Below are 26,147 nucleotides of genomic sequence, written 5' to 3'. Positions count from 1 at the left end.
TCGGCGGTATCGAAACGCGCACGGGGTGGAGCAGTCCTGGCTACTGTGCGACAAAGCCAGAGTAGGATGACGGGCGTGGCTGCAATGACTTTGGAGGGCGGGCTGGCCGACAGATCCGCATGGACGGCGAATCGATGCTCGATCGACCGCGCGATGGGCATCATCGGGACGAGATCGGCTGTGCTGATTCTTCGCGAGGCGTTCTACGGGACGACGAGGTTCGACGATTTCGCCAAACGCGTCGGGATTACCGAGGCGGTTGCGGCCGCGAGATTGAAGGATCTGACGACGGCAGGATTGTTCGAAAAATCGCCGTATCGGGAGGCCGGCCAGCGCACGCGATACGAATATCTGCTGACCGAGATGGGCAACGACCTGCTGCCCGTGCTGCTCGGGTTGATGCAGTGGGGTGACAAATATCTTCAGGATGGCGGCGGCCCGCTGGAAGTCACCGTGGACGGAGAACCGGCACACGCCGATGTTCGCGGCCTCGGAGGTTCACCGGTGACAGCCGAAGATCTCGTCGTCAGGCCAAGTCGTCAGGCCCAGAACCGCATGAGGTAGTTCCCGTACTGGGCGAAAATTTCCGGTACACCGGACAGACCGAAGATCCAGTAGATCGCGCCGAAGAATGCACTGTTCACCTGTGGAACGAACAGTATCGCCACGAGTATCAGGATGCCGTATCCCTTGACGTTCGCGAGCGATCGGCGGGTGTCGTAGGACAGGTACGGCTCGAGTGCGGCATAGCCGTCGAGACCCGGCACCGGCAGTAGATTCAAGATCGTTGCCATGACTTGAAGAAACGCCAGGAAGCTCAGCCCGTACCAGAACGCCGCGTGGGTGCCGTCTGTGCCGAACAGTCGAATGACGATCAGCAGTATCACCGCTACGAGCGCGTTCGCTGCAGGCCCCGCGAGCGAAATGCGGCGCTGCACCTTCGGTTCGAACATGTCCGTGCGCAGATACACGGCTCCGCCGGGAAGTCCGATACCGCCGATGGCGATGAAGATGATCGGAAGTATCACCGACAGAAGAGGATTCGAATACTTCAACGGATTCAGGGTCAAATAGCCGCGGAGCTCTACGTCGCGGTCGCCGGCCTTGAATGCGGTGAAGGCGTGACCGAATTCGTGAAGACATACCGTCGCAATCCAGCCTGCCAACACCAGGACGAAAACGCCGAGGCGCGCAGTGCTCGAGGCAACGGGGTTGGTCCACGCGATGACGCCTCCCGCACCCGCGACGGCAACGACGCCGAGAAAGACCGGACTCGGCCTGACCGGAGTGCGCCGAAGAGGAATGCTCACCGAACCAACAACCACTCGCGGTCGTGGCGATAGAAAGTCGAACGCTTGACCTCGCGGTCGCCCGGCACACCGTCCCGCGTCAGCGTGGCTGCGTGCGCGCCCAGTTGCATCGCCCGCCCAGCTACCCATCGAGCTTTGAAGAACCTGCGTCGGCCCGTCACTCGGGCTTTGAGTCCTGGCATGTCGGGGGTGGGAACGACCTCGACACCCGCGACCGATCCGGAGAACAGCTTGGTGTCGTCGACATACGCTTCGCCTTCCAACTCGGCGCCGGGCGAACCGATCAGTACGGCATTTCCGACGACGGCTTTGCCCGCGTCGTCGCGGATGAGGGGCAGCGGCGTCGCTGTGCCGGTCATTGCAACCTTTGCCGCGCGCGATCCGGTCCCGAGTCGGTAGATGTGCCCGGCTGCGGTGGCAGCCTCGGGAACGAAAGCGATTTCGAAATGCAAGCGCTCGGTCCGCATCAGGCGAGTCAGTACGGCGGCGAGCGACGAGTCGTCACCAAGGACGATGATGCGGGGATCGATGCTGTTGCCGATCGCCGAGAACAGAATGTCGCATTCGTCGTTGGTGGGGACGGTCGATGCAGCTGTCAGGGGCACATCGGTCAGAGAGATGGGGATCAGCGGGTTTCCGCACTGCAGGACGAACGGTGTCACTGTGCTCCCAATGGTCTTTCGGGTCGAACGTGTCTCACGGCGTTGCTCGCGTTGTCAGTCCACCGTAGCGCCATGACGGGTGACACACCCTCTCGGCTAGACTGACGCCCCGGCCTGCCGTGAGACTCGGCAGCAACCTGAGCTACGTCACTTGTACAAGAGAACACCCTGCACGAGAAAACACAGGAGAGCACATGCCGGCGATAGTCCTGATCGGCGCCCAGTGGGGCGACGAGGGCAAAGGCAAAGCGACCGATCTTTTCGGAGAACGACTGCAGTGGGTCGTCCGCTACCAGGGCGGTAACAACGCAGGGCACACGGTTGTTCTTCCCAATGGCGACAAGTTCGCGCTGCACCTGATTCCATCGGGGATCCTGACACCGGGCGTCAAGAACGTCATCGGTAACGGCGTCGTCGTCGATCCGGGTGTGTTGCTGACCGAGCTGGCGGGCCTCGAAGAGCGTGGCGTCGATACCTCTGGGTTGCTGCTCAGCGCTGATGCGCACCTGATCATGCCGTATCACGTAGCCATCGACAAGGTCACCGAACGCTTCCTGGGTGCCAAGAAGATCGGCACCACCGGCCGCGGTATTGGACCCTGCTACCAGGACAAGTTCGCCCGCGTCGGAGTGCGTGCGGCGGATGTTCTCGACGAGAAGATCCTGACGCAGAAGGTCGAGGCGGCGCTGGAATTCAAGAACCAGGTGCTCTCGAAGATTTACAACCGCAAGGCGCTCGATTCTCAGCAGGTCGTCGACGAGGTACTCGGCCAGGCGGAGAAGTTCAAGCACCGAATCGCCGATACGCGACTCGAACTGAACCTTGCTCTCGAACGCGGCGAAACCGTACTGCTCGAGGGATCGCAGGGAACTCTGCTCGACGTCGACCACGGCACCTACCCCTATGTGACGTCGTCGAACCCGACGGCGGGCGGCGCTGCGGTGGGATCGGGAATCGGTCCCAACAAGATCACGACCGTGCTCGGCATTCTGAAGGCCTACACGACGCGTGTCGGCTCGGGCCCGTTCCCGACCGAGCTCTTCGACAACTGGGGTGAGTACCTCGCCAAGCAGGGTGGCGAGGTCGGTGTTACCACCGGTCGCGCGCGACGCACCGGCTGGTTCGACGCTGTGATCGCCCGTTACGCAACCCGCGTCAACGGCATCACCGACTTTTTCCTGACGAAGCTCGACGTGCTTTCCAGCCTCGATACCGTGCCCATCTGCGTTGCGTACGACGTCGACGGCGAACGGCACGACGAGATGCCGATGACGCAGACCGGTTTCCACCATGCGAAGCCGATCTACGAAGAAATGCCCGGTTGGTGGGAAGACATCTCCGGCGCTCGCAAGTTCGAAGACCTTCCACAGAACGCGCAAAATTACGTCCTTCGGCTCGAAGAGCTCTCGGGCGCGCACATGTCGTGCATCGGTGTTGGCCCGGGCCGCGATCAGACGATTGTTCGACGGGACATTCTCGGCTGAGTCGTGGGTTTGGACGGCCCCAGGAACCTCCGGTTCTTTGGGGCCGTTTTGTATTCGTCAACCACCCCACCCGCACCCGTCGAGCTGATTTCGCCGTCGGGAGATCTCTCGTGGCTCCCTGGGGCCGACCAGTTGGTGAAACTGGACAGCACGGGGACCAGACGGTCGGCGCAGTGTCGTCGATCCGTCGTCGACGAAGAGATACCTGTCGACATTTGATTTACGATTGAATTGAAATTTTCGACGAATTTTTAATGTGGAATCGACGTGCTTTATCTGGTGTTCAGGCGGACAATAGGCGCCAGGTAAAGCGACGGAAAGGTCGGTCGATGTCCACTTCATACAGCGGTCTCGAAGTATTCGGTTATCAATTCGATCGCTTTGCTTACGAACATCCGTGGATCGGCGATCAGCTCGGTGAGTTCATGCTCGGCCCGAGTGGGGGCGGAATGCTCGAGTATCAGAAGGCGACAGTGTTCGCGCTCCCCGAGGGCGGTGCGCACGAGGTGCACGGTGAGATATTGGCCTGGTATCTGGCCCACGGGGGACCCTACGGCGCGTTGGGCTACCCCATCAGCAACGAGAAGCCCACGCCGACGGGCCACGGTCGCTACAACTTGTTCGAGCGTGGATCCGTGGGTTGGCTACCCGAGACCGGGGCTTTCACGATCGGTGGAAAGCGCGAAGACGAGACCATGGCGCACGGAGCAAATGTGGCCGTCGTATCCGCTGTCGACCCACCAGCCGGAAACTTGCCGATTTCTGCATAAGATACTCGCAGTTGTTTTTTCGTAGGTTATTTAAACTCGAAGATTGCAATTGGAAATTCAATTGAATGCGCAAATCCGCGTATGAATGTCACCTGGCAACCGTCTAACCGTTGCGATGGTCCATTCATGCCAACCCGGGGGCATCAGAACAGTGTCGGCTCCCCGAAACCGGCGACGCCCTCGATTGCCAGGATCTTCTGCTTGGTCGACGCCCCACCCGGCGCCGAAAAACCGCCCACTTCCCGTCCGGCGCCCAGCACTCGATGGCACGGGACGATGACCGGCACCGGATTGCGCCCGAGCGCACCGCCGACGGCCTGAGCTGCACCGGGTTGGCCCAATCTGGTGGCGACGGCGCCGTAGGTGAGTGTCGATCCGCGAGGGATGGAACTGGTGACGTCGTACACCGCCCTGTCGAACACGGAGACGGTCAGGACGACGGGGATGGTCGACAGATCCACCGCGAAACCGTCGAGCAAAGCACTGATCGCTTCGACTGCGCCCAGGGCAACTCCGTCGGGGGCGGCGGAGACGGCATCGAATCTCGTCAGATACCTGACCAAGGCATCGTCCGACTCCGGCAAGCCCACGGCGGTGACGCCCTCACTCGTCCACGCAAGACCGCAGCGGCCGAGAGCGGTATCGAACAATGCGTACGGCATCGACCCAGTATGAACCAGTCCGCCGACGACTCAACTGGATTTGTTTCTCAATGCCAGTGAGCGGACACTGAAGGTCATGGCCATCCGAGTGCTCAACGCAACGTCACTGGCACGCGACCTCGGTCGTTGGCGTACGGAATCGGAGGACCACTCGGGCCGCAAGCGCACGTCGAGGCCAACCTACCGAGCGCTGGCAGACGGCGTCAGGCTGCTGATCCACGACGGCCGGATTCCGCTGGGGGTGGGGCTGCCGAGCGAACGCGACCTGTCCTCAGCGCTTGATCTGAGCCGGACCACCATCACCTCGTCGTACGCCGTGCTTCGTGAAGAGGGCTATCTGATCAGCAAGCAGGGGGCTCGGAGCACGGTCGCACTGCCGGACAGCGCTCGCCCCAACGGCATTCTGGTGCAGACCCGAAATTCCACCGGCCCGGTCGTGGACATGAGCCACGCCGCGATGGCCGCACCGACGGAAGCGATGTTGTCGGCGTACAACTCTGCGCTGCAAGCACTTCCGGCGTATCTTTCCAACCACGGGATGGAGCCGATCGGGATCTCGGTGCTCCGCGAGGCCATTTCTCGTCGGTTCACCGAACGTGGGCTGCCTACGACCCCCGACCAGATCATGGTCACCTCGGGAGCGCAGCAGGCCGTGCGTCTGCTACTCGGCACTCTGACCTCACCCGGCGACCGCGTTCTCATCGATCATCCGACGTATCCCAATGCGTTGGAGGCGATCAAAAGAGTCGGCGCCCGTCCGGTGCCCGTCCCGATCTCCCCTTCGAGCCAACCGTGGGACCTCGATGGCATTCGCAGTGCGGCACGGCAGACAGCAGCGAAGGTCGCCTACATGATTCCTGATTTTCACAACCCCACCGGTCGGTGCCTTCCTGCCGACGGCCGCGCCGAACTCGCAAAGATCGCGCGAGATACGTCGATGACGCTGATCGTCGACGAGACCATGGTGGATCTTTGGCTCGACGCACCACCGCCGCCCCCGGTCGCGTCGTTCGGTCGGGTGTCGGGAACGGACATCGTCACCATCGGTTCGGCGTCGAAGTCCTACTGGGGTGGCCTGCGGATCGGGTGGATTCGAGCCAACCCGTCGCTGATCGGTCGGCTTGCCGGCTCGCGTGCGGCGCACGATCTGGGTACGTCGATCATGGATCAGCTTGCTGCAGGTTTTCTCCTGCAGGATGCCGACGCGATCCTCGACACGAGGCGTGAGCAATTACGTGAGCGCCGCGGGGTGCTGGAAGCCGCTCTCGCCGAACATCTTCCGGACTGGCAATATCGGCGATCGACTGGCGGAATGTCGCTGTGGCTGCAAATTCCCGCGCCGGTGTCGAGTGCGCTCGCCGCGACGGTGCCCGCATTCGGTGCGGTTCTCGCGGCAGGGCCGAGATTCGGCATCGAGGGAGCGTTCGAACGTTTCCTTCGTATGCCGTACACCCGTGAGCCGGCGGAACTGACGACTGCCGTGGCTGCCACCGCAGCCGCCTACCAGGCGCTCGCGCCGAACATCGAAAGCAGACAGCCTGCCCTGGTGTTCTGAGCGCGAGCGCGTGCCGTCAGCGCCAGACGGAGTCTGCGTCGGCTGCGGTAGAAGGTGGAGCCGTTGGGATTCCATTGGGTGTCCGCGAGAATCGGGGCGCCGGGCGGTGCTGAGTCACGCCATCGACCTCGATCAGCGTGCCGCGCTCCTTCAGATGCACCTGCTCGGGGGCCTCGGCGAACGTGAGGATCGGTGATACGCAGGCATCGGTCCCGTCGAAGATCGCGGCCCATTCGTCGCGCTTCTTCGTTCTGAATGTGGCAGTGAAGATCTCGCGCAACTCGGGCCACCGCGCTACGTCACCTTGGCCGGGCGTGGCCGCCGGGTCGAGTTCGAGGAGGCGCATCAACTCGGCGAAGAACTGTGGTTCGAGCGCGCCGACAGCCATGTGCTTGCCGTCGGATGTCTCGTAGGTGTCGTACCACGGCCAGCCGGTGTCGAGCATATTGACGCCGCGCTCGTCGGACCACGCACCGATGCCGCGCATCCCCCAGATCATGTGCGAGAGCGCCGCGGTGCCGTCGACCATTGCCGCATCGACCACCTGGCCCTGCCCCGAGGTCTGACGCTCGAACAGTGCAGCCAGAATTCCGAAGATCAGGAACATCGAGCCGCCGCCGAAGTCGCCGACCATGTTCAACGGAGGGACAGGTCGCTCGCCTTGGCGGCCGATCGCATGCAGGACGCCGGTGACCGAGATGTAGTTGATGTCGTGCCCGGCAGCCGACGCCCACGGCCCTTCCTGGCCCCAGCCGGTCATGCGGCCGTAGACGAGGCGCGGGTTGCGGGCGAGGGCGTCGTCGGGGCCGAGCCCCATGCGTTCGGTCACCCCGGGCCGAAAGCCCTCGATGAGGACGTCGGCACGCTCGATCAGGCCGAGAACCTTCTCGATGTCTGCGGGGTCCTTGAGGTTGGCCTCGACAAGGGTTCGGCTTCGAAGCTGTTGGTCGTGCTCGGCGATCTGTCCGGCCCGTTGGACTCGCACAACATCGGCACCGAGATCTGCCAGCAGCAATGCAGCATGAGGCCCCGGCCCGATTCCGGCCAACTCGACGACGCGCAGTCCTGTGAGCGGTCCACCACTACTCGACACGTATTCCTCGTTCCGATAAGGCCGACAACGCGTTCGGCAAGGTGAATCGAGGTTAACTTAGCGAAAGGCTGGGAAACAGAGGGGGCATGGATAATGGTCGGGTGAGCGCAGCGACGGAACAGCCAAGGATCGGCACACCACTGACATCCGGAGCGACGCGAGTGATGCTGCTCGGCGCCGGTGAGCTCGGCAAAGAGGTGATCATCGCGTTCCAGCGCCTCGGCGTCGAGGTCCTCGCGGTGGACCGATACGACAATGCTCCCGGTCATCAGGTGGCCCACCACGCGTTCACCATCGACATGAGTGATCCCGAGCAGTTGCTGGCCCTGATCGATGCGCAGCAACCCGACTTCGTCGTTCCCGAGATCGAGGCCATCGCCACCGATGCGCTCGCCGAAGTCGAGAGCAGAGGACGCACCGTCGTCATCCCGACGGCACGGGCTACTCAGCTGACGATGAACCGCGAAGGCATCAGGCGTCTCGCGGCCGAAGAACTCGGACTGCCCACCTCGCCTTACGCGTTCGCGGAGTCGTTGGCCGAGGTCGAGGCAGCGCTATCGGAAATCGGCTTCCCGGCGGTGATCAAGCCGGTGATGTCGTCGTCGGGCAAGGGGCAGTCCGTCGTGCGCGGGCCGGGGGACGTCGAGCAGGCCTGGGAGTACGCGCTGAATGGCGGCCGCGTCGATCTCGGCAAGGTCATCGTGGAGGGTTTCGTCGACTTCGATTACGAGATAACACTTCTCACGATCCGATCGGCGGCGGGGACCGACTTCTGTGATCCCATCGGCCACCGGCAGGAATCGGGCGACTACGTGGAATCGTGGCAACCGCAGCCTATGTCCGACACTGCGATCGCGGCGGCCAAGGATGTCGCGACCAAGATTACGATCGCACTGGGTGGGCGCGGGCTCTTCGGGGTCGAGTTGTTCGTCAAGGGTGACGACGTCTACTTCTCGGAGGTCAGTCCGCGTCCGCACGATACCGGGCTGGTAACCCTTCGTACGCAACGGTTCTCGGAGTTCGAACTCCACGCGCGCGCGATCCTCGGGCTCCCGGTGGACACGACGCTTCTCTCGCCCGGCGCGTCCGCGGTGATCTACGGCGGAGTCGATGCCGAAGGAATCACCTTCGAGGGCGTTGCCGATGCCCTGGCGGTACCGGAGACCGATCTGCGACTGTTCGGAAAGCCCGAGAGCTTCGTGCGTCGCCGGATGGGTGTTGCCGTGTCGACGGCGGGCGACATCGTCACCGCAAGAGCTCGCGCCACCGAAGCTGCGTACAAGGTCAGAGTTGTCGAATGAGCGTCGCCGGTGAGGTAGTCGTCGGCCTGGCGATTTTGGTTGGTCTCGTCGGCGTCGTGGTTCCGATACTGCCCGGAACGATCCTGATCTTCGCGGCAATTATGCTGTGGGCCTTCATGACCGGGGGCGCTGCCGCGTGGACGGCCTTCGGCGTGGCGACGGCTCTGCTGGTGGCGAGCGGAATCGTCAAGTACACCTGGCCCGGCCGCAAGATGAAGGATGCGGGCATTCCGACTCGGTCACTGATCGTCGGCGGACTCGTCGGCATCGTCGGATTCTTCGTCATCCCGATCGTCGGCCTTTTCGTCGGCTTCATCCTGGGGACGTATGTCGCCGAGCTACCGCGCCACAAAAGCCATTCCGAGGCATGGCGATCCACGGTTCACGCAACCAAGGCGGCGGGCTTGTCGATCCTCGTCGAACTGTTCGGTGCATTACTCGCCAGCGGAGTGTGGCTGGCCGCAGCTGTAGTCGCGTGAGCGCTACTTCACCCGATACCAAGCCCGGGCGTTGCCGTCGAGAACAGCAGGGAGATCGCCGCCGACGGCTTCGGCGACCAGGTCGATATCGGACTCCAGAAACCGGCGCGAGGCACGAGTGCCGGGGAGATCCGTGCCGAACATCAGTGCTGCCGGATTGACCCCGTGGATCTGTCGCATCGTATCGACCACGTCCATGTCGACGCGGCCGAAACCCGAAGCCTTGACGCGGGCCCCACGGTCGACGAGGTCCAAGAGATAAGACAGCCCCTGCGACGACATCCCGAGGTGGTCGATGCTCACCGCAGGCAGCTTCGAGAGAATCGGTTCGAGAGAGAGCAACATCGACGCCTCGACATACAGTTCGGCATGCCAGCCGACGAGCTCGTGCGCCTGTCGGGCTTGAGCGGTCAATGTCTGTACGTCGGTTGCGCCCCGCTTGAGGTTGAGACGGATTGCCCGGACACCGGCCTCGTCGAGGCTGACGATGTCCTCGGCGGATGAATCCGGATCGAGCTGGGCGACGCCCACCCAGCTACTTCCGAGTGCTTCGAGAGCTGCGACGAGGTAGGCCTGATCGGTGGTGTGGAACGAGGAGCTGACGACTGCTCCACCGGTAATTCCGAGACCGTCGGTATCCCGCTCGTAGTCGTCGATCGTGTAGGGCTCGGGCGGATACCCTCGATTCTCGACCAGCGGAAACCGCGGGTCGAGAATGTAGCGATGGGCATCGAACACAAGTGACAGCATGCCAGCTCCATCGTTTCGGCTCACGACGACCCGGCCGGGTGTTTCAATGCGAGACATGAAACCCGATGTCACAGTTGTCCTGGAGGGCTACACCTATTTCGAATGTCCGCGCTGGCACGACGGCAGGATCTGGGTGTCCGACTTCTACAGCTACAAGGTCCTCTCGGCGAACGCCGACGGTTCCGACGTGCGTGTGGAAGCCGAGGTGCCGCAGCAGCCGTCGGGACTCGGGTGGTTGCCCGACGGCAGGCTTTTGATCGTGTCCATGCGCGACAAGATGATCCTGCGGCGAGAGCACGACGGCTCGCTCGTCGTGCACGCCGATCTGTCGTCTCACGTGAACGCCAACCTCAACGACATGCTTGTCGACGACCGGGGCCGCGCCTACGTCGGCAATTTCGGCTTCGATCTGATGAACCAGGCGACACCGGAGACCGCAGATCTGATCAGGGTCGACCCGGACGGGTCCGCGCACGTCGTCGCCAAGGACCTGTACTTCCCCAACGGAATGGCACTGACGCCCGACGGAGAACTGCTCGTCGACGAGACGGTCGGAAATCGGGTGAGCGCTTTCGCCGTGCATCCGGATGGTTCGCTGGGGGAGCGGCGCGATTGGGTGAAGTTTGCCGAGGTCCCCGACATGAGCGATATGGCGACGGCGATGGGGCAGTTGGTGGTGGCGGCCGACGGATGTTGCATCGATACCGACGGATCACTGTGGGCGGCAGATGCTCTCGGTCAGCGGATCGTGCATATCGTTCGAGGCAAGGGCATAGTCGACCAGCTCGAGTTCGAGACAGGAGTGTTCGCGTGCGGGCTCGGCGGCGACGACGGCCGAACGCTCTTCGTCTGTGCTGCACCGGATTTCAACGAGCATCAGCGCAAGGTCGAAACCGAGGGGAAACTGCTGGCGGTGCAGCTGAGCCACATGTGAGCGGAAGTACGTTGTGGGGGACGTATTTCCGCTCATATGCCGCTAGGCCTTGTCGGGCTCCGACGCCTTCAACATGTCGTGACGCTCGACGACCTTGACGCGTTCGCGGCCTTCTTCTTCGCCGAGGGAGCGTTCGTGGGCGTCGAGGCGGTACCAGCCGTCCCAGGTGGTGAAGGGGACCTGCTTGCCTTCGAGGAAGTTGGTGACTGCGTCGAGTTCTGGTTCATCGGCTCCGGTGAAGGTGGGGGCGTCTTCGAGGAGATTGGCGACGGTTTCGTTGGCGTCGCCTTTGGTGTGGCCGATGAGGCCGACGGGTCCGCGTTTGATCCAGCCGGTGACGTAGGTCGAGGGGACGGTCACCGTCGACGACGCGGACTCGACCACTCGGCCGGCTTCGTTGGGGATGGTGCCTGCCTGCTCGTCGAAGGGGAGCTGGGCGATGTTCTGGGAGAGGTAGCCGACGGCGCGGTAGACGGCTTGGACGTCCCAGTCGTTGTATTTGCCGGTGCCCTTGACGTTGCCGGTGCCGTCGAGTTCGGTGCGCTCGGTACGTAGTCCGACGACTTTGCCGTCCTCGCCGAGGATTTCGGTGGGGGATTCGAAGAAGTGTAGGAACAGTTTGTGGGGGCGGGTGCCGACATCGCGAATGGCCCAGTCCTGCAGAGTGTTGGCGACCATGTCGACCTGCTTGGAGCTGCGGCGTGCCTGTTCGGAGCCTTCGTCGTAGTCGATGTCTTCGGGGGCGACGATGACCTCGATGTTCGGGGAGTGGTCGAGTTCGCGGAGTTCGAGGGGGGTGAATTTGGCTTGTGCGGGTCCGCGGCGTCCGAAGACGTGGACTTCGATGGCTTTGTTTGCTTTGAGGCCGTCGAAGACGTTGGCGGGAATTTCGGTGGGGAGCAGTTCGTCGCCGGTTTTGGCGAGGACACGTGCGACGTCGAGGGCGACGTTGCCGACACCGAGCACTGCGACTTTTTCGGCATCGAGGGGCCAGGTGCGTGGGACGTCGGGGTGTCCGTCGTACCAGGAGACGAAGTCGGCGGCGCCGTAGCTGCCGTCGAGGTCGATGCCGGGGATTTTCAGGGCGCGGTCGGCATTGGCGCCGGTGGAGAAGATGACGGCGTCGTAGAAGCGGTGTAGGTCATCGAGGGTGATGTCGGTGCCGTAGTCGATGTTGCCGAGGAGTCTGACCTGGGGTTTGTCGAGTACTTTGTGGAGGGCGGTGATGATGCCCTTGATGCGGGGGTGGTCCGGGGCGACGCCGTAGCGGATGAGTCCGAAGGGTGCGGGCATGCGCTCGAACAGGTCGATACTCACGTCTGTTTCGGACTTCATGAGCGCGTCGGCGGCGTAGATGCCTGCCGGGCCCGCGCCGACGATGGCGACGCGGAGTGGACGAGTCTGATCAGTCATGTGCAGCGAACTACCTTCGTCGAGGGCAAGTACGGACACCCCAGCATAAATTAAGTGTTACCTGATCTGTGCTGGTGGGCGTAGCTATACGGTAACCGCCACGCTAACGGGCATTTCCACCTTTCAGGTAGGGTTTGTTCCGTGTACACGACTTTTCTGGTTCGACGTCTCAACGTCGACTTCTGTCGTGCCACCAATATGCGCTGTCGGTGACTGCACCCGACCCCTTCCGGCCACGAGTTCGTGGCCGATCAGGCTGCTTGCCTGCCGCGCTGAACCGCCCCGATCGTGCGAAAATCTGCATCTGGGTTCACAGCGCCGTCCCCAACTTTCTTCGGCATCCTCTCCTGGCAAGGAAAACCCATGACCACGTTGGACACAGCGATTTCACTGACACTCGACAAATTCGGCCCCAACTTCGGGGCCGAAGTCATCGGACTCGACGTCGCATCGGCGTCGGATGCCGAGGTGCTCGCCATTCGTGACACGCTCGTCGAGCAGAAGGTCCTCGTGTTGCGCGGTCAGTCGCTCGACGACGCGGGGCAGATCGATTTCGGTCGACGCCTCGGCGACCTGACGGCCGGGCATCCCGTGCACGACAGTGGTCATGTCTCCGCCGAGGTCTACGCCCTCGACAGTGCGGACAATGGTTTCGCCGACATCTGGCACACCGACGTCACGTTCATGGAGCGTCCGCCGATGGGTTCGATTCTGCGGCCCGTGGTCCTACCTCCACACGGTGGTGACACCAACTGGGCGGACAGTCAACTCGCCTATGAATCGCTCGCGGCGCCGGTCCGTCAGATGATCGATCAGCTCACCGCTGTGCACGACGGTAACCGCGAATTCGGCTACTACCTTGCCCAGAAGCGCGGCGGCAAGGGCAACGTGTGGGACGGCAAAGAGGTGACCGCGCTGGTACCCGTCGAGCATCCGGTGGTTCGGGTGCACCCGGAAACCGGACGCAAGGGGATCTTCGTCAATCCGGGATTCACGTCCCATATCGCGGGAGTGTCCGAGGCCGAAAGCCGCGGCATCCTCGATTTCCTCTACGCGCACCTGACCAAGCCCGAGCATGTCGTGCGGCATCGCTGGCGTCTTGGCGATCTCGTGCTGTGGGACAACCGCAGTACCTCGCACTACGCCAATCGCGACTACGGGGCCGAGCGCCGCGTCATGCACCGCATCACTCTGCGTGGGGATATTCCGGTCGGACCCCGATAACACCGTCTGAAGATGAGCCGGGGAAGATTGCACACATGGCGTCGTGGCGTGAACGAAGGCAACATTGGGTCGACAGTCGCGAGGAAGCGCAGAACAATGCGTCCGATGAGGCTGCCGACGCAGGTGAGCGCCGTCCGCCCACCGCCTGGCCGTTCCTGATCGCCGTCGGAATCGTCGCTGCCATTCTTGCCGCGATCTTTCTTGCTGCGAAGTTCGCTCCCGCGGAGAACAATGTGACGCAGGCGCAGCTGCTCACCGACAGCATCACGGAGTTCGTCGACGCTCAGAACGACGGTGATGCGGATGCACTGAGGGCCGCGACCTGCGACGACCAGGTAGCGCGCCTGATCACCGGCAGTGACGACGACTATTCAGCGGCCCGGGCAGCGGATGTCGAACGAAGCGGCAAGACTGTGGTCGATGGGGCACCGTCGGGCTACGAGATCAACGGCGACCGCGGTGTGGTCGATGTTTCGACCAAGCTGGAGAAGTCGGGCGAGACTTCGTCGAGTCAGTGGAAGTTCGTGCGCGTCAACGACACGTGGTTGGTGTGCAATGTCTGAAGTCGTGTGAGTTGTCTTTTGACCAGCAGTGGAAGGCTGAAGCCCGTGAGCTATGCAGGTGACATAACCCCGAAGGCAGCGTGGGAGCTGCTTCGCGACGACCCGGAAGCGGTCCTGGTGGACGTGCGCACCCACGCCGAATGGCAGTACGTCGGAGTGCCTGACACGTCGTCGATCGAGCGCCCGACGCACCTCATCGAGTGGGTCAGCTACCCGAACGGTGCGAAGAACGAGAACTTCGTCGAACAGTTGAAAGAAGCGGGTGTCGACGGGACGCGGCCGGTGGTGTTTCTGTGCCGTTCCGGCCAGCGCTCCATCGGTGCTGCCGAGGCCGCGACCGCGGCAGGCATCGGCCCGTCGTACAACGTGCTCGACGGTTTCGAAGGTGCGACGGACGCCGACGGCCACCGCGGCGTTGTCGGCTGGCGCGCCGTCGGGTTGCCGTGGAGGCAGGCATGAGCGCGAAGATTCCGGGCGGCGGGCAGGAGCGAAGCGACTCGGGGAATCGCATTCCGGGCGGCGGGCAGGAGCGAAGCGACTCGGGGAATCGCATTCCGAAGGGCGGGGGTTTTTACAAGGCGTTGCCCGACGGGGTAGGCCAAGGAACTTTGGGTGTTCGCGGTGGTTTGATGCGGTCCGGGTTCGACGAGAACTCCGAGGCGCTCTATCTGACGTCGGGCTTCGTCTACGAGAGCGCGGGTGCCGCGGAGCAGGCGTTCACCGGTGATATCGACCATTTCGTCTACTCCCGGTACGGCAATCCGACGGTCAAGATGTTCGAGGAGCGGTTGCGTCTCATCGAGGGTGCCGAGGCGTGCTTCGGTACGTCGAGTGGCATGTCGGCGGTGTTCACCGCGCTTGGCGCTCTGTTGAAGGCAGGCGACCGATTGGTTGCCGCCCGTAGCTTGTTCGGTTCGTGCTTCGTCGTGTGCAACGAAATCCTGCCGCGGTGGGGAGTCGAGACGGTGTTCGTCGACGGCGAAGACAACGATCAGTGGGAAGAGGCACTGTCGGTTCCGACGACCGCGGTGTTCTTCGAGACTCCGTCGAACCCGATGCAGTCGCTGGTGGATGTACGCCGGGTGTCCGAGTTGGCGCACGCTGCAGGTGCAACTGTTGTGTTGGACAACGTCTTTGCGACTCCACTGCTGCAGAAGAGCCTCGATCTGGGCGCCGATGTGGTGGTCTACTCCGGTACAAAACACATCGACGGTCAGGGCCGCGTGCTCGGCGGTGCGATCCTCGGCAGTCGCGAGTACATCGACGGACCGGTCCAGACGCTCATGCGTCACACCGGTCCTGCGCTGAGTCCGTTCAATGCGTGGACTCTGCTCAAAGGACTAGAGACGATGCCGGTGCGCGTTCGTCATTCGACTCGGTCCGCGCTCGAGATCGCTCGATTCCTCGAAGCGCATCCGGCGACGTCGTGGGTCAAGTACCCGTACCTCGAATCGCATCCGCAGCACGCGTTGGCGATGAGCCAAATGAGCGGCGGCGGAACAGTCGTCACCTTCGAGTTGGAGGCTGCCGAGGGCGAAGGCAAGAAGCGGGCGTTCGAATTGCTGGATGCACTGCGCGTCGTCGACATCTCGAACAACCTCGGTGACTCGAAGTCGTTGATCACGCATCCTGCGACAACGACACACCGGGCCATGGGGCCGGAAGGTCGTGCGGCAGTAGGGATTACCGACGGAGTGGTGCGCATCTCGATCGGTCTGGAAGATACCGAGGATTTGATCGCGGATCTGGACCAGGCGCTGCGCTGACTTTCGCTGTCAGCCCAAACCGAAGGCCGACAGCACGGTTCGGAATTTTGCGGTAGTTTCGGCGAGTTCGGCGTCAGGGTCGGAGGCCTCGACGATGCCGCCGCCCGCAGTGGCCACTGCGGACAGACCGTCGGCGGCAAGTTCGAGGCCGCGGATGGCCACCATCCATTCGCCGTCACCGTAGCTTCCCTCGGCGCTGCTGTCGGTCCAGCCGACCGCACCTGCATAGAACCCGCGAGGGCCTTCGATGCGGGAGATCGCAGCCATGGCTGCATCTCGCGGTACTCCGGCAACAGCGGGGGTCGGGTGGAGGGCCAGAGCAAGATCCAGTGCCGTCGTGGCGGGGTCGCGAAGTACACCGGTGATCGGTGAGCTCAGATGCCACAGCTGGGGGGTGCTGCTGAGGCGGGGGGTTTCGGGGACGTGCAGGCTCGTGCAGAAGGGTTCGAGAGCCGCACGGATTTCGTCGACGACGAATCGGTGCTCCGCCTGATCCTTGGCGCTGGCGGCAAGCTGTTCGGCGATGACGGCGTCGGCTGCGGGGTCACTGCTGCGAGCCGCGGTTCCAGCGAACGGATGGCACTCCACGGTGGTGCCGCGGCGGCGCACCAACAATTCGGGGCTCGAGCCCACCAGATACTTGCCTGCGTAGGCGGCGCCTGCCGCCGTGAGGTCGACGGCATAGCCGTTGCCGGTGGGGTCGTTGCCCACGAGCGAGGCGAGAATCGCGAGGGGCGGAACCGGGGTGGCCGCATACAGGGTCAATGCTCGCGCCAGCACGACCTTCCGGGCTTCGCCTGCACGCAATGATTCGACGAGTGCGCGAACGCGTTCGACGTGCTCCGAGGCAGACGGAAGTTGCTCGCCGAGGTGAACGGGTGGCAGTTCGGGCAGCTCATTCCGAGGGCGCCACGGGCCTTGGCGCCTGATGAGGTGTTCTGGTTCGATCAGTGCGGCAGGATCGGCCAGGTCGAAGGGGAGGGCACCGGCGATCGAATGCCCGGTGCGGACCGCGGCGACGGCGTCTCGCACCTCCGAGAAGCAATCACGAACGCCGTCGCCCTCGATGTTGTATTCAGCGCGAGACAGTACGAACTGCATCAGAACGGCGACTGCGTGCGGCCGACCAGATCGGCCACCGAGTTGATCACCTTCGTCGGGCGGAACGGGTAGTTCTCCACCGACGCGCTCGTCGAGATGCCGGTCAGGACGAGGATGGTCTGCAGGCCGGCTTCCAGACCCGAGAGAACGTCGGTGTCCATGCGGTCACCGATCATCAGGGTGCTCTCGGAATGGCCGCCGATGGCGCGGAGCGCGGACCGCATCATGAGCGCATTCGGCTTGCCGACGTAGTACGGCTCCTTCCCGGTTGCCTTGGTGATCAGTGCAGCGACCGAGCCCGTCGCCGGCAGGGAACCTTCTCGGGAAGGACCGGTGGCGTCCGGGTTGGTGGCGATGAAGCGTGCGCCCTTTTCGACAAGCCTGATCGCGGTGGTGATGGCTTCGAACGAATACGTACGGGTCTCGCCGAGCACCACGTAGTCGGGGTTCGAGTCGGTGAGTACGTAACCGATGTCGTGAAGGGCCGTCGTGAGACCTGATTCGCCGACGACGTACGCGCTTCCGTTGGGCCGTTGATTCCCGAGGAAATTGGCGGTGGCCAACGCCGAGGTCCAGATGGACTTCTCCGGGATGTCGAGTCCCGTACGTTCGAGGCGTGCCCGCAGGTCACGAGGGGTGCGGATGGAGTTGTTGGTCAGCACGATGAACGGGATCTCGTTCGATTGCAGCTCCGCGACAAACGTGTCCGCCCCGGGAATGAGGTGATCCTCGTGGACGAGAACGCCGTCCATGTCCATCAGATAGGTCCACTGCTGCGGTTCGTCCTGTTCGCTCACAACCCCTATTGTGCGCTACCCGGCAAGGCGCGCGGCGGTACGACCCAGCGAGCGTTCCCGGGCAGTCATACCGCCCCACACCCCGAACGGCTCGTTTGTTTCCAACGCGAATTGCCGGCACTGCGCAAGAACGGGGCATCGGTTGCACACCACCTTCGCCTCGTCCTCGCGGTGGCGTCGAGCGGTGCGTCCTTCGCCCGACGGCGAGAAGAACACGTCCGAGATCGGATCGGAGCCTGCGCAGTGACCAACGGGACCGTTCCCGCGGCAGACCGCGTCGAGTTGCCACTGCCACGCTTGTGTTGTGGGTGCCATGGATCGATGATGCACGTTCAACAGACCTCGGAGAAGGTTTCCAATCATCGAGAGTCCAATGATGAGGTGAATTTCAGGAATTGGAATCCGGCTTTTCTGTACGCGAAGAAACCAGGTCTCTCGTGGAGAACGCCTCGTCGTCGAATGTCGGTACGCCCTGCGAGCAGAACGGCAGCGGATGCGTCGGGATCGAGCAGTACCAGTCCGGTGGGGCCCCCGGCTTCCCCGAGTCCAACAATGAAGTCGACATGTTGTCGAACACAGGAGTGAACAGGCGGCGGTCAGCCATGAATGGACCACCAATGCAAGAGTTGAAATCGAGGTGATTCGAAGCCGAAGTTACAGCCTCGCAACGTAAATCGATTGCGCCGACTTGACGATTCGACTATCTACCGCATACATTCTCATCACCATCCAGAGCGACCGAGAGACCTTGGCTCGACGACGTCGCAGCAACCCCCTTCCTCGCGGAAGGTACGGGTGCTACCGCCAGGACCGATGGAGGAACAGTATGAGTAGTGCTACATGGCGACGTCTTCATGTCGACCTGTGCCGAGTGAGCACCTGCGTCTGTAGGCAGCGCACCACCCGCGAATAGAGCCCCGCCCGCACTCCAGCAATGACGTTGCAGGGCAGGCTATGAGACTCACATGCGCGTCCCAGATATCGGTACGCAGCGCTCGTCACACGACACATCCTCGACAGAAGGCTCGATCATGCATGCACACACCCGGTGGCCCCGGTGACCCAACTCGAAGTGCGTCCGCCGGCCGCTGAAGTGCCGGTCGACGATGAAAAACTCGTCGTCGCCAGGCAGTGGCATCCGTGGCGGTGGGTCGTCAGCATCGTCACTCTGGTGCTGGTGGCTCAATTCCTCCACGGATTCGTCTCCAACCCTGGTTGGGGTTGGGGCACGTTCGCCGACTACTTCACCGCACCATCCATTCTCGCGGCTCTGTGGTTGACCATCCAGCTGACCTTCTGGGGAACGCTGATCGGCTTCGCGATCGGAATTGCTCTCGCCATCGCCCGACTGTCGAACAATCCTGTTCTGCAGATCATTGCGTGGTTCTACATCTGGGCGTTCCGGTCGATTCCGTTGATCGTGCAGTTGCTCTTCTGGTTCAACATCGCGTACCTGTACCAAACGCTCTCTTTCGGAGTACCATTCGGTCCGTCGTTCTTCGAATTCAACGTGAACAACGTAATCAGCGGCACCACCGCCGCGATCATCGGTTTGGCGCTACACCAGGCCGCGTATTCCGCCGAGATCGTACGTGCGGGGATCAACTCGGTTGATCAAGGCCAGCTCGAAGCCGCTGCTGCCCTGGGTATTCCGAAGCACCGCGAGTTCTTCAAGATCGTCCTACCCCAGGCCATGCGAGGGATTCTTCCCAACGCCGCAAACGAGGTGATCAGCCTCTTCAAGGGCACCTCGATCGTGTCGGTGATGGCCATCGCCGAGCTGTTCTACCAGGTCCAGGTGGTCTACGGCCGTAACGGCCGAGTGGTGCCGTTGCTGCTGGTAGCCACTGTCTGGTACATCGTGTTGACCTCGATACTCTCGGTCGTACAGTTCTACGTCGAGCGGCACTACGCCAAGGGTGCGGTACGTAACATCCCGTCGACGCCCATTCAGAAACTGCGTGAGAAGCTGGCCGAGATCACTCTCGCGCCGCGGGGAGCGACACGATGACCATTGCACCCGAAAACTCCCAGTACGCTGTGGAGGTTCGCGGGATTCACAAGTCGTTCGGCCCTCTCAAAGTCCTGAAAGGCATCGATCTGGTCGTGAGGCCGGGTGAAGTGACTGTCATCATCGGGCCGTCCGGATCGGGCAAGTCCACGCTGCTGCGCACCCTCAATCATCTGGAGAAGGTCGACCAGGGGACTGTCCGGGTCGACGGCGACCTCGTCGGTTACCGCCGGAAGGGCACCAAGCTTCATGAGCTGAGCAACAGGGACATTCTCCGCCAGCGTTCTCGGATCGGGTTCGTCTTTCAGAACTTCAACCTGTTCCCACACTTGACGGCGCTCGAGAACGTCATCGAGGCGCCCATCTCGGCGCAGAAACGCACGAAGTCCGACGTCGAACCCGAGGCGCTTGCCCTGCTCGAACGCGTCGGTCTGAAAGACAAAGCTCACGACTATCCCCGACGCCTGTCGGGCGGGCAGCAGCAGCGTGTGGCTATCGCCAGAGCACTTGCATTGCGCCCCAAAGTGATTCTGTTCGACGAGCCCACCTCTGCACTCGATCCGGAGCTCGTCGGCGAGGTGCTCGAGGTGATTCGTGGACTCGCTCGCGACGGCGCCACGTTGGTGATCGTCACTCACGAGGTCGGATTCGCCCGTGAGATCGCCGACACCATCGTCTTCATGGACGACGGCCTGATCATCGAACAAGGTTCGCCCGCTCAACTTCTCGACAATCCCACCGAGGAACGCACCAAGGCGTTTCTCGCGCACGTTCTCTGAACTCACCGATACCCGAAATCAAGGAACAATCATGTCCAGATCCAGCAGAGGTCTCGCAGTGCTCGCCTCGGCGCTCGTCGCCGTTGCCCTCACTGCGTCCGCCTGCAGTGAGCCCGAGACCGAGAACACCGTCACCGCATCCGATGGAGTCACGTACGATCTGTCCCCGGAGCAAGGTGGTCGCATCCACGTCGACAAGGTCGACGAGATCGCTGCAAAGGTCCCGCAGTCGATCCGCGACCGCGGAACGTTGATCGGTACCGGATCCACCGGCGCAACACCGCCGCTCGGCTTCTACGCTACCGACGACAAGACTCCCATCGGCTCCGAGATCGATCTCTCCTGGCTGGTCGCCGACACTCTCGGCCTTCGGTACGAGCGCCAGACTGCGGACTGGGCCCAGAACTTCGTCAAGATCGACTCCGGTGAGAACGACGTGTTCATTGCCAACGTCACCGTCACCGAGGAGCGCAAGGACAAGTACGACTTCGCGACCTACCGTCTGGACAACGTCGCGTTCGAGGCAAAGAAGGACAGTGGCTGGACGGTCCAGGGACGCAAAGACATCGTCGGCAAGAAGATCGGCGTCAGCTCCGGCACCAACCAGGAACAGCTCCTCGTCGACTGGAACGAGCAGAACGCAGCAGACGGCCTTGCTCCTGCCGAGATCGCCTACTACCAGAACACGTCCGACTACTACCTGGCGCTCGGATCGGGGCGAATCGGCGCCTACTTCGGCCCCAATCCGTCGGCCGTGTACCACTCCTCCAGCACCGGTGAGACCGAAGTGATCGGAACCTTCTCCGGCGCAGGAGACGCGCTGCAGGGCGAGATTGCCGTCCTGACGAAGAAGGACAACGGACTCGTCGGGCCCATCCAGGAAGCGCTCAACCACGTGATCGAGGACGGCAGCTACGAGAAGGTCCTCGAGAAGTGGGGCCTGCAGTCCGAGGCAGTCTCCGAATCGATCGTCAACCCTCCCGGACTGCCGCGAAAGGCTCCTTAACCCGAGAGCAACAGACCGGCGATCAGTCAGGTAAGAAGAAATAATGAACGTAGTAGTCATCGGAGGCGGCCGTCGACCACGCGCTGAACCGGTGGTCTGGACTGAAATTCGACACCACAGTGCTCTACCACCCCGATGCAGGCAGGCCCTCAGGGCGCAGGTCGAGTACGGGAGTCCGGTGCGGGAGAAGTGAACTGGTTGCCGATCTGGTGGGCGGGCGTCGACCGTCGACGTCGCGGTTTCAGCTCGGCTCTCGGTAGCCGTAGCGAATTTCCTAGCGATCGGGAATGGAATAGCATCTGGCCCGGTTCGTACATCTGAAGCTCGACGACAATTGAACTGAAACCATCCAGAGCGACGTAGAGACCTGGCTCGACGACGTCGCAGCAACCATCACGCTTCGTGCGTGCGGGTGCTCCCGCCAGGACCGATGGAGGACGCACGTGACTACCTCGATAGAAACGATTGCACTGAAGTTCGTCGCCGTTCAGCAGGACGACCCGCTCGCGGCACCGCTCATCGAAGAATTGGCGCACGAATACACGACCAGGTACGAGCGACCACCGGGTGAGCAGTACAACGAACTTCGCGCCTACCCGGCGGCGGAGTTCGCGCCGCCCGGTGGTGCGTTGATCGTCGGGCTATCCAACGGTGTGCCGGTCGCCGGCGGCGCATTTCGGCAGTACGACGACACCACCGCCGAACTCAAGCGCATCTGGACTGCGACGACGCAGCGCAAGCGCGGCTACGGAAAGCTCGTTGTGGCCGAACTCGAGCGAATCGTCGCAGAGCGGGGTTACCGGCGCATCTACCTCACCACCGGTTGGCGCCAGCCCGAGGCAGTCTCGCTGTATCTGGCCAGCGGTTACACGGCGCTGTTCGACAGAACACTGCCTTCCGAAGAAGTCGGCGTTCACCCGTTCGAAAAGCTACTGAACTGTGAGGGCGCAGCATGAAATTCCTGCTGATGACCCTCATTTCCCATAGCCGAGACCCGATCTCCCAGGAGAAGAAGAGCCCGGCCGCTCGGCTGGCCGATGTCATCGACACTGCGGTGCTTGCCGAAGAACTGGGTTTCGACGGGTTTGCCGTGGGGGAACGTCACGAGGATCCGTTCATCTCATCGTCGCCGCCCGTCGTACTGAGCAACATTGCCGCGCGTACCCGCGACATCGGATTGTTCACGGCCGTGACTACGTTGAGCCTGCTCGATCCAGTCCGTGCCTTCGAGGACTATTCGACGCTCGACAATCTTTCGGCGGGCCGTCTGCAGCTCATCATCGGTAAGGGCAACGGCACCGCGCAGGCCGAACTGTTTCACGTGACTCCCGAGGATCAATGGGACCGCAATCGTGAAGGGTACGAGCTTTTTCGCGAGCTGTGGGAGAACGACGAGGTGACGTGGTCGGGGCAATTCCGCCCGTCGCTCACCAAGGCGAAGGCCTTACCGAGGCCGCTGCAGCAACGCCTTCGTATCTGGCACGGAAGTGCGACGAGCAAGGAATCGGTGGATCTTGCTGCGCAATACGGTGATCCGATCTTCTCGGCCAATGTGACCAACACCATCGAGCCGTACGCCGCGCTGATCCGGCACTATCGCGAACGCTGGAAGTTCTACGGGCACCGGCCCGAGGACGCTCTGGTCGGGGCGGGCACCGCAGGTTTCCATATCGCCCGCACCTCGCAAGAGGCCGTTGCGGCATACCGGTTCTCGTTCGAGGCGCGTCTGGCGGCTCAGCGAAGCGCAGGGATGCCTGTCGTGTTCGACACGGTGGAGGATCTGGTAGAGCGGAGCTCGGCGCTTATCGGTAGCCCCGAGCAGGTGATCGACAAGGTCGGTCGCTACTACGAACAGTTCGGCCACGAGGTCATCCATCTCAGCGCCGATGCCGACGGTGTGACGCCGCTTCAGCAGCGCAGAAGTCTCGAACTGTTCCAATCCGAGGTTGCACCCGTTCTACGCGAACGGATTCCGAGCCGCCCACTCACTGAACATCACGTGTCGATAGAGGTTCTGGTATGAGTATTTTCGCCCTGGGGATCGAGTTGGACGCGGAGGGGAGCCATCGCGCCGCCTGGCGCCGTGCCGGCCACGCCCCCAGCGAATCGCTCGGCGGGCGGGTTCTGAAGCGCCGTGTCGCGGCTGCCGAGAACGCAGGCTTCACCTTCGTGACCTTCGACGACTCGATAGTTCCGCCGGCTGGTGACATCCGAGGTCGGGTGGACGCCGTCAACCGAGCCTCGTTCGTCGCTGCGACCACGTCGACCATCGGTCTTGTTGCCGTTGTGGGAACCACCTACGCCGAGCCGTTCCATACCTCGTCCCAGTTGGCGACGCTGGATTACTCTTCACGCGGTAGAGCGGGGTGGATCCCCGCGCGTGTGCCAGGCCCTGCGGCAGCTCGGGCATGGGGTCGACCGGAGATCACCGAACCGTCCGATCTCGATCGAGAACAACGTGATTCGATCACGGTCGCCCGCGACCTGTGGGATTCCTGGGAGGACGACGCAGTGATCCGCGATTACGCGAGCGGACGATTCCTCGACCGTAACAAGCTGCACTACGTCGACTTCGAGGGGGAGTCGTTCAAGGTCAAGGGTCCGGCCATCGTGCCGAGGCCTCCTCAGGGTCAGCTCGTCGTGTTCGGCACCGAGGCGGACCGAGACCAGGTGGACGTCGTGCTCGTCCAGGACGACACCCCGCGAGAAACCCCGGGGACAGGCCTGACCTTCGTCGAAATCGATGTCACGCTCGACACGCCAGGCGCTTCGGCCGCGGCCAGGCTGGACGATCTGAACTCGCATTCGGTTGCCCCGGCTACCTCGCGACTCGAATACGCCGGCAGCGCAGCAGGACTGGTGGATCTGCTCACCGACCTGGCCGCGAAATTCGACGGCGTCCGCGTGTTTCCGACGGTCGTCGACGAGGATCTCCCGGCCCTCGCGCGCTACGTGCTGCCCCAGCTGTTCACATCCGGCGTCGCGCATCGGCCCGTCGCCGGAGCCACGTTGCGTAGCAACCTTGGATTGGCCCGCCCCGCAAACCGCTACGAGAGTGCCTGACATGACAATTCAGAGACCCAATGCACATGTCCACTTCGGTGTCTTCTTTCAGGGCGTCAACCACACGACCGTGTGGTCCGATCCGCAGAGCGGCTCACAGATCGACTTCGAGACCTTCCGTCATATGGTGACCGTTGCCGAACGCGGCCTGTTCGACGCCTTCTTCCTGGGTGAGGGTCTGCGGCTTCGTGAGCAAGAAGGCAAGATCCTCGATCTCGACATCGCGGGGCGTCCCGACGCGATCGCTCAGCTGTCGGCACTGGCCGGGATCACCGAGCACATCGGACTTGTCGCCACCCAGAACACCACCTACAACGAGCCGGGCGATCTCGCACGAAGGCTGGCGGGCCTGGATATTCTGTCCGACGGCAGAGCCGGCTGGAATGCCGTCACCACCGACAATGCGTGGACCGGTGAGAACTTCCGCCGCGGCGGGTTCCTGGACCACGAGCTTCGGTACGAACGCGCAGATCAATTCATCCGTACCGCCCGCACACTCTGGGATGCCTGGGCGGACGACGCGATCGCAACGTCCGCGAGCAGCGAATTCTGGGCAGATAACACTGCGGTGCAGCGTGTTTCCAAGTCGACGTCGCAATTCGACGTCGAGCTCGACTCGACGCTTCCACGCAGCCGTCAGGGACATCCCGTCATCTTCCAGGCAGGCGACTCGCCGACGGGTCGAGACTTCGCGGCAGCGAACGCCGACGTCATCTTCTCGCGCCACGGTACGAACTTCGACGAGGCGTTGACATTCGCGAACGACATCCGCAAGCGGCTCCGTGCTGCCGGTCGTCCCGAGGACGACATCAAGATCCTTCCCGGGACGCAGATCGTGCTGGCGGAGAACGCAGCCGAGGTCGAAGAGAAGGAACGCTGGGTCCGTGAGGGTCAATTCACTGGCCCGACGGCGCTCTCGCTCGTCGGATTGGTGTGGGGGCGTGACCTGTCCGATCTCGATCCCGACGGACCTCTTCCAGCCGATGATCCTGTAGCGCGATCGATTTCGGGGACGCGCGGCGCTTTCCGGGACGGTAAGGACCCGGTGGAGATCGCCAGGCAATGGCGGGCACTCGCCGAGGCGAAGAACCTCTCGCTCCGCGAGGTCGCCATCGAGACGACGGCACGCTCCGGATTCGCAGGGACCCCCGGACAGGTGGCCGACGAGCTGACTCGGTGGGTCCGTGAGGGTGCGACCGATGGGTTCAACATCTCGCCATACATCGTTCCGGGAGGGTTGGACGAGATCGTGGACTGGCTCGTTCCCGAACTCCAGGAGCGCGGCGCGTACCGAACCGAATACACCGAGACCACGCTGCGTGGACACCTCGGGCTACGCGAGTCACTCTCTCGCAGAAGAGTCGATGGGACCGAGATCAGCGCTGCAGGCTGAGGCTCCCGCATGGACGTAGACGTTGGCCTGC

The 26,147-nt window shown here is 62.8% G+C and carries 29 protein-coding genes and 2 riboswitches; of the genes, 19 read left to right on the top strand and 10 right to left on the bottom strand.

Features of this window, described 5'->3' with window-relative positions:
* Positions 1 to 75: 75 nt before the first annotated feature.
* Entirely contained in the window at positions 76 to 564 is a 489-nt protein-coding gene (locus QMK17_RS08230; RefSeq protein ID WP_283508165.1) for a winged helix-turn-helix transcriptional regulator, read from the top strand.
* Here QMK17_RS08230 and QMK17_RS08225 read toward each other — a convergent pair.
* Positions 540 to 1,310, bottom strand: coding sequence for a site-2 protease family protein (locus tag QMK17_RS08225; protein ID WP_283508164.1), 771 nt, complete (start codon positions 1,308 to 1,310; stop codon positions 540 to 542). The genes QMK17_RS08230 and QMK17_RS08225 overlap by 25 nt on opposite strands.
* A complete protein-coding gene (locus tag QMK17_RS08220) occupies positions 1,307 to 1,972 on the bottom strand; it encodes a hypothetical protein (RefSeq protein ID WP_283508163.1) in 666 nt (221 codons plus the stop codon). The genes QMK17_RS08225 and QMK17_RS08220 overlap by 4 nt, the downstream gene beginning before the upstream one ends.
* 194 nt (positions 1,973 to 2,166) lie before the next feature.
* Here QMK17_RS08220 and QMK17_RS08215 point away from each other — a divergent pair, with 194 nt between their 5' ends.
* Positions 2,167 to 3,456: an adenylosuccinate synthase gene (locus tag QMK17_RS08215; RefSeq protein WP_283508161.1), complete on the top strand. Its 1,290-nt coding sequence runs from the start codon at positions 2,167 to 2,169 to the stop codon at positions 3,454 to 3,456.
* A 329-nt stretch (positions 3,457 to 3,785) separates the two neighbouring features.
* Positions 3,786 to 4,226, top strand: a complete 441-nt coding sequence (locus QMK17_RS08210; protein WP_283508160.1) for an LGFP repeat-containing protein — start codon at positions 3,786 to 3,788, stop codon at positions 4,224 to 4,226.
* A 143-nt stretch (positions 4,227 to 4,369) separates the two neighbouring features.
* On the opposite strand, the gene QMK17_RS08205 is transcribed toward QMK17_RS08210, so the two are convergent.
* A complete protein-coding gene (locus QMK17_RS08205) occupies positions 4,370 to 4,888 on the bottom strand; it encodes a methylated-DNA--[protein]-cysteine S-methyltransferase (protein WP_283508159.1) in 519 nt (172 codons plus the stop codon).
* A gap of 76 nt (positions 4,889 to 4,964) precedes the next feature.
* Here QMK17_RS08205 and yczR point away from each other — a divergent pair, with 76 nt between their 5' ends.
* On the top strand, positions 4,965 to 6,443 hold the full coding sequence (gene yczR, locus QMK17_RS08200) for a MocR-like transcription factor YczR (RefSeq protein WP_283508158.1): 1,479 nt from the start codon (positions 4,965 to 4,967) through the stop codon (positions 6,441 to 6,443).
* Positions 6,444 to 6,459: 16 nt separating this feature from the next.
* On the opposite strand, the gene QMK17_RS08195 is transcribed toward yczR, so the two are convergent.
* Positions 6,460 to 7,536 (bottom strand): CaiB/BaiF CoA transferase family protein, encoded by a 1,077-nt coding sequence (locus QMK17_RS08195; RefSeq protein ID WP_283508157.1) that lies wholly within the window; start codon positions 7,534 to 7,536, stop codon positions 6,460 to 6,462.
* Between the two features lie 101 nt (positions 7,537 to 7,637).
* Here QMK17_RS08195 and purT point away from each other — a divergent pair, with 101 nt between their 5' ends.
* The gene (purT, locus tag QMK17_RS08190) at positions 7,638 to 8,837 is read left to right on the top strand and encodes a formate-dependent phosphoribosylglycinamide formyltransferase (protein WP_283508156.1); all 1,200 of its coding nucleotides are present in this window, start codon (positions 7,638 to 7,640) and stop codon (positions 8,835 to 8,837) included.
* Positions 8,834 to 9,316 carry a DUF456 domain-containing protein gene (locus QMK17_RS08185; protein ID WP_283508155.1) on the top strand — a complete coding sequence of 161 codons (483 nt, stop codon included), beginning with the start codon at positions 8,834 to 8,836 and terminating at the stop codon, positions 9,314 to 9,316. The genes purT and QMK17_RS08185 overlap by 4 nt, the downstream gene beginning before the upstream one ends.
* Before the next feature lie 3 nt (positions 9,317 to 9,319).
* On the opposite strand, the gene QMK17_RS08180 is transcribed toward QMK17_RS08185, so the two are convergent.
* Entirely contained in the window at positions 9,320 to 10,066 is a 747-nt protein-coding gene (locus QMK17_RS08180) for an amidohydrolase family protein (protein ID WP_442972714.1), read from the bottom strand.
* A 55-nt stretch (positions 10,067 to 10,121) separates the two neighbouring features.
* On the opposite strand from QMK17_RS08180, the gene QMK17_RS08175 reads away from it, so the two are divergent.
* A complete protein-coding gene (locus tag QMK17_RS08175; protein ID WP_442972713.1) occupies positions 10,122 to 11,000 on the top strand; it encodes an SMP-30/gluconolactonase/LRE family protein in 879 nt (292 codons plus the stop codon).
* Positions 11,001 to 11,042: 42 nt separating this feature from the next.
* On the opposite strand, the gene QMK17_RS08170 is transcribed toward QMK17_RS08175, so the two are convergent.
* Entirely contained in the window at positions 11,043 to 12,413 is a 1,371-nt protein-coding gene (locus QMK17_RS08170; RefSeq protein WP_283508150.1) for an FAD-dependent oxidoreductase, read from the bottom strand.
* Between the two features lie 363 nt (positions 12,414 to 12,776).
* On the opposite strand from QMK17_RS08170, the gene QMK17_RS08165 reads away from it, so the two are divergent.
* Genes QMK17_RS08165 through QMK17_RS08150 form a run of 4 tightly spaced genes read left to right on the top strand, consistent with a single transcriptional unit; the run spans position 12,777 to position 15,966 of the window.
* Entirely contained in the window at positions 12,777 to 13,637 is an 861-nt protein-coding gene (locus QMK17_RS08165; protein WP_283508149.1) for a TauD/TfdA dioxygenase family protein, read from the top strand.
* A gap of 35 nt (positions 13,638 to 13,672) precedes the next feature.
* Complete coding sequence (locus tag QMK17_RS08160; protein ID WP_283508148.1) at positions 13,673 to 14,200, top strand: Rv0361 family membrane protein; 528 nt, start codon at positions 13,673 to 13,675, stop codon at positions 14,198 to 14,200.
* Between the two features lie 45 nt (positions 14,201 to 14,245).
* Positions 14,246 to 14,659 (top strand): rhodanese-like domain-containing protein, encoded by a 414-nt coding sequence (locus QMK17_RS08155; RefSeq protein WP_283508147.1) that lies wholly within the window; start codon positions 14,246 to 14,248, stop codon positions 14,657 to 14,659.
* Positions 14,656 to 15,966, top strand: a complete 1,311-nt coding sequence (locus QMK17_RS08150) for an O-succinylhomoserine sulfhydrylase (RefSeq protein ID WP_283508146.1) — start codon at positions 14,656 to 14,658, stop codon at positions 15,964 to 15,966. The genes QMK17_RS08155 and QMK17_RS08150 overlap by 4 nt, the downstream gene beginning before the upstream one ends.
* A gap of 9 nt (positions 15,967 to 15,975) precedes the next feature.
* Here QMK17_RS08150 and QMK17_RS08145 read toward each other — a convergent pair whose 3' ends face one another.
* The 4 genes from QMK17_RS08145 to QMK17_RS08130 all read right to left on the bottom strand — a co-directional run bounded on the left by QMK17_RS08145 (position 15,976) and on the right by QMK17_RS08130 (position 18,468).
* Positions 15,976 to 17,067 carry an isochorismate synthase gene (locus QMK17_RS08145; RefSeq protein WP_283508145.1) on the bottom strand — a complete coding sequence of 364 codons (1,092 nt, stop codon included), beginning with the start codon at positions 17,065 to 17,067 and terminating at the stop codon, positions 15,976 to 15,978.
* Complete coding sequence (locus QMK17_RS08140) at positions 17,067 to 17,825, bottom strand: HAD-IIA family hydrolase (protein ID WP_283508450.1); 759 nt, start codon at positions 17,823 to 17,825, stop codon at positions 17,067 to 17,069. The genes QMK17_RS08145 and QMK17_RS08140 overlap by 1 nt, the downstream gene beginning before the upstream one ends.
* A gap of 54 nt (positions 17,826 to 17,879) precedes the next feature.
* Entirely contained in the window at positions 17,880 to 18,179 is a 300-nt protein-coding gene (locus QMK17_RS08135; protein ID WP_283508142.1) for a WhiB family transcriptional regulator, read from the bottom strand.
* Positions 18,180 to 18,252: 73 nt separating this feature from the next.
* Entirely contained in the window at positions 18,253 to 18,468 is a 216-nt protein-coding gene (locus tag QMK17_RS08130; protein WP_283508140.1) for a hypothetical protein, read from the bottom strand.
* Positions 18,469 to 18,586: 118 nt separating this feature from the next.
* Positions 18,587 to 18,684, top strand: a riboswitch (SAM riboswitch).
* Between the two features lie 6 nt (positions 18,685 to 18,690).
* On the opposite strand from QMK17_RS08130, the gene QMK17_RS26455 reads away from it, so the two are divergent.
* The 8 genes from QMK17_RS26455 to QMK17_RS08095 all read left to right on the top strand — a co-directional run bounded on the left by QMK17_RS26455 (position 18,691) and on the right by QMK17_RS08095 (position 26,116).
* Complete coding sequence (locus tag QMK17_RS26455) at positions 18,691 to 18,777, top strand: putative leader peptide (RefSeq protein WP_442972723.1); 87 nt, start codon at positions 18,691 to 18,693, stop codon at positions 18,775 to 18,777.
* A 144-nt stretch (positions 18,778 to 18,921) separates the two neighbouring features.
* Entirely contained in the window at positions 18,922 to 19,875 is a 954-nt protein-coding gene (locus tag QMK17_RS08125) for an amino acid ABC transporter permease (RefSeq protein ID WP_442972712.1), read from the top strand.
* Positions 19,872 to 20,654, top strand: a complete 783-nt coding sequence (locus QMK17_RS08120) for an amino acid ABC transporter ATP-binding protein (protein WP_283508138.1) — start codon at positions 19,872 to 19,874, stop codon at positions 20,652 to 20,654. Before QMK17_RS08125 ends, QMK17_RS08120 begins: the two co-directional genes overlap by 4 nt.
* A 31-nt stretch (positions 20,655 to 20,685) precedes the next feature.
* On the top strand, positions 20,686 to 21,660 hold the full coding sequence (locus QMK17_RS08115; protein WP_283508137.1) for an ABC transporter substrate-binding protein: 975 nt from the start codon (positions 20,686 to 20,688) through the stop codon (positions 21,658 to 21,660).
* A 342-nt stretch (positions 21,661 to 22,002) separates the two neighbouring features.
* A riboswitch (SAM riboswitch) is annotated at positions 22,003 to 22,097 on the top strand.
* A 6-nt stretch (positions 22,098 to 22,103) separates the two neighbouring features.
* On the top strand, positions 22,104 to 22,616 hold the full coding sequence (locus QMK17_RS08110) for a GNAT family N-acetyltransferase (RefSeq protein ID WP_283508135.1): 513 nt from the start codon (positions 22,104 to 22,106) through the stop codon (positions 22,614 to 22,616).
* Positions 22,613 to 23,683, top strand: coding sequence for an LLM class flavin-dependent oxidoreductase (locus QMK17_RS08105; protein WP_283508133.1), 1,071 nt, complete (start codon positions 22,613 to 22,615; stop codon positions 23,681 to 23,683). Before QMK17_RS08110 ends, QMK17_RS08105 begins: the two co-directional genes overlap by 4 nt.
* Positions 23,680 to 24,723 carry an LLM class flavin-dependent oxidoreductase gene (locus tag QMK17_RS08100; RefSeq protein ID WP_283508132.1) on the top strand — a complete coding sequence of 348 codons (1,044 nt, stop codon included), beginning with the start codon at positions 23,680 to 23,682 and terminating at the stop codon, positions 24,721 to 24,723. Before QMK17_RS08105 ends, QMK17_RS08100 begins: the two co-directional genes overlap by 4 nt.
* Before the next feature lies 1 nt (position 24,724).
* Positions 24,725 to 26,116 (top strand): NtaA/DmoA family FMN-dependent monooxygenase, encoded by a 1,392-nt coding sequence (locus QMK17_RS08095; protein WP_283508131.1) that lies wholly within the window; start codon positions 24,725 to 24,727, stop codon positions 26,114 to 26,116.
* Positions 26,117 to 26,147 lie beyond the last annotated feature (31 nt).

It is taken from the genome of Rhodococcus sp. G-MC3, assembly GCF_030063335.1.
Classification (GTDB): Bacteria; Actinomycetota; Actinomycetes; order Mycobacteriales; family Mycobacteriaceae; genus Rhodococcoides.
The sequence above is the reverse complement of the archived record's forward strand: the minus strand, read 5'-3'. Positions and strand labels throughout refer to the sequence as shown.

Excerpts from the sequence above, each read along its gene's own strand:
- QMK17_RS08210 (WP_283508160.1), top strand. The coding sequence starts at position 3,786 with ATGTCCACTTCATACAGCGGTCTCGAAGTATTCGGTTATCAATTCGAT.
- QMK17_RS08130 (WP_283508140.1), bottom strand. The coding sequence starts at position 18,468 with ATGGCTGACCGCCGCCTGTTCACTCCTGTGTTCGACAACATGTCGACT.
- QMK17_RS08185 (WP_283508155.1), top strand. The coding sequence starts at position 8,834 with ATGAGCGTCGCCGGTGAGGTAGTCGTCGGCCTGGCGATTTTGGTTGGT.
- QMK17_RS08095 (WP_283508131.1), top strand. The coding sequence starts at position 24,725 with ATGACAATTCAGAGACCCAATGCACATGTCCACTTCGGTGTCTTCTTT.
- QMK17_RS08140 (WP_283508450.1), bottom strand. The coding sequence starts at position 17,825 with ATGGACATGGACGGCGTTCTCGTCCACGAGGATCACCTCATTCCCGGG.
- QMK17_RS08105 (WP_283508133.1), top strand. The coding sequence starts at position 22,613 with ATGAAATTCCTGCTGATGACCCTCATTTCCCATAGCCGAGACCCGATC.
- QMK17_RS08120 (WP_283508138.1), top strand. The coding sequence starts at position 19,872 with ATGACCATTGCACCCGAAAACTCCCAGTACGCTGTGGAGGTTCGCGGG.
- QMK17_RS08205 (WP_283508159.1), bottom strand. The coding sequence starts at position 4,888 with ATGCCGTACGCATTGTTCGATACCGCTCTCGGCCGCTGCGGTCTTGCG.
- QMK17_RS08135 (WP_283508142.1), bottom strand. The coding sequence starts at position 18,179 with ATGGCACCCACAACACAAGCGTGGCAGTGGCAACTCGACGCGGTCTGC.
- QMK17_RS08170 (WP_283508150.1), bottom strand. The coding sequence starts at position 12,413 with ATGACTGATCAGACTCGTCCACTCCGCGTCGCCATCGTCGGCGCGGGC.
- QMK17_RS08165 (WP_283508149.1), top strand. The coding sequence starts at position 12,777 with ATGACCACGTTGGACACAGCGATTTCACTGACACTCGACAAATTCGGC.
- QMK17_RS08115 (WP_283508137.1), top strand. The coding sequence starts at position 20,686 with ATGTCCAGATCCAGCAGAGGTCTCGCAGTGCTCGCCTCGGCGCTCGTC.
- QMK17_RS26455 (WP_442972723.1), top strand. The coding sequence starts at position 18,691 with ATGAGTAGTGCTACATGGCGACGTCTTCATGTCGACCTGTGCCGAGTG.
- QMK17_RS08180 (WP_442972714.1), bottom strand. The coding sequence starts at position 10,066 with ATGCTGTCACTTGTGTTCGATGCCCATCGCTACATTCTCGACCCGCGG.
- yczR (WP_283508158.1), top strand. The coding sequence starts at position 4,965 with ATGGCCATCCGAGTGCTCAACGCAACGTCACTGGCACGCGACCTCGGT.
- QMK17_RS08145 (WP_283508145.1), bottom strand. The coding sequence starts at position 17,067 with ATGCAGTTCGTACTGTCTCGCGCTGAATACAACATCGAGGGCGACGGC.
- QMK17_RS08160 (WP_283508148.1), top strand. The coding sequence starts at position 13,673 with ATGGCGTCGTGGCGTGAACGAAGGCAACATTGGGTCGACAGTCGCGAG.
- QMK17_RS08215 (WP_283508161.1), top strand. The coding sequence starts at position 2,167 with ATGCCGGCGATAGTCCTGATCGGCGCCCAGTGGGGCGACGAGGGCAAA.
- QMK17_RS08175 (WP_442972713.1), top strand. The coding sequence starts at position 10,122 with ATGAAACCCGATGTCACAGTTGTCCTGGAGGGCTACACCTATTTCGAA.
- QMK17_RS08150 (WP_283508146.1), top strand. The coding sequence starts at position 14,656 with ATGAGCGCGAAGATTCCGGGCGGCGGGCAGGAGCGAAGCGACTCGGGG.
- QMK17_RS08100 (WP_283508132.1), top strand. The coding sequence starts at position 23,680 with ATGAGTATTTTCGCCCTGGGGATCGAGTTGGACGCGGAGGGGAGCCAT.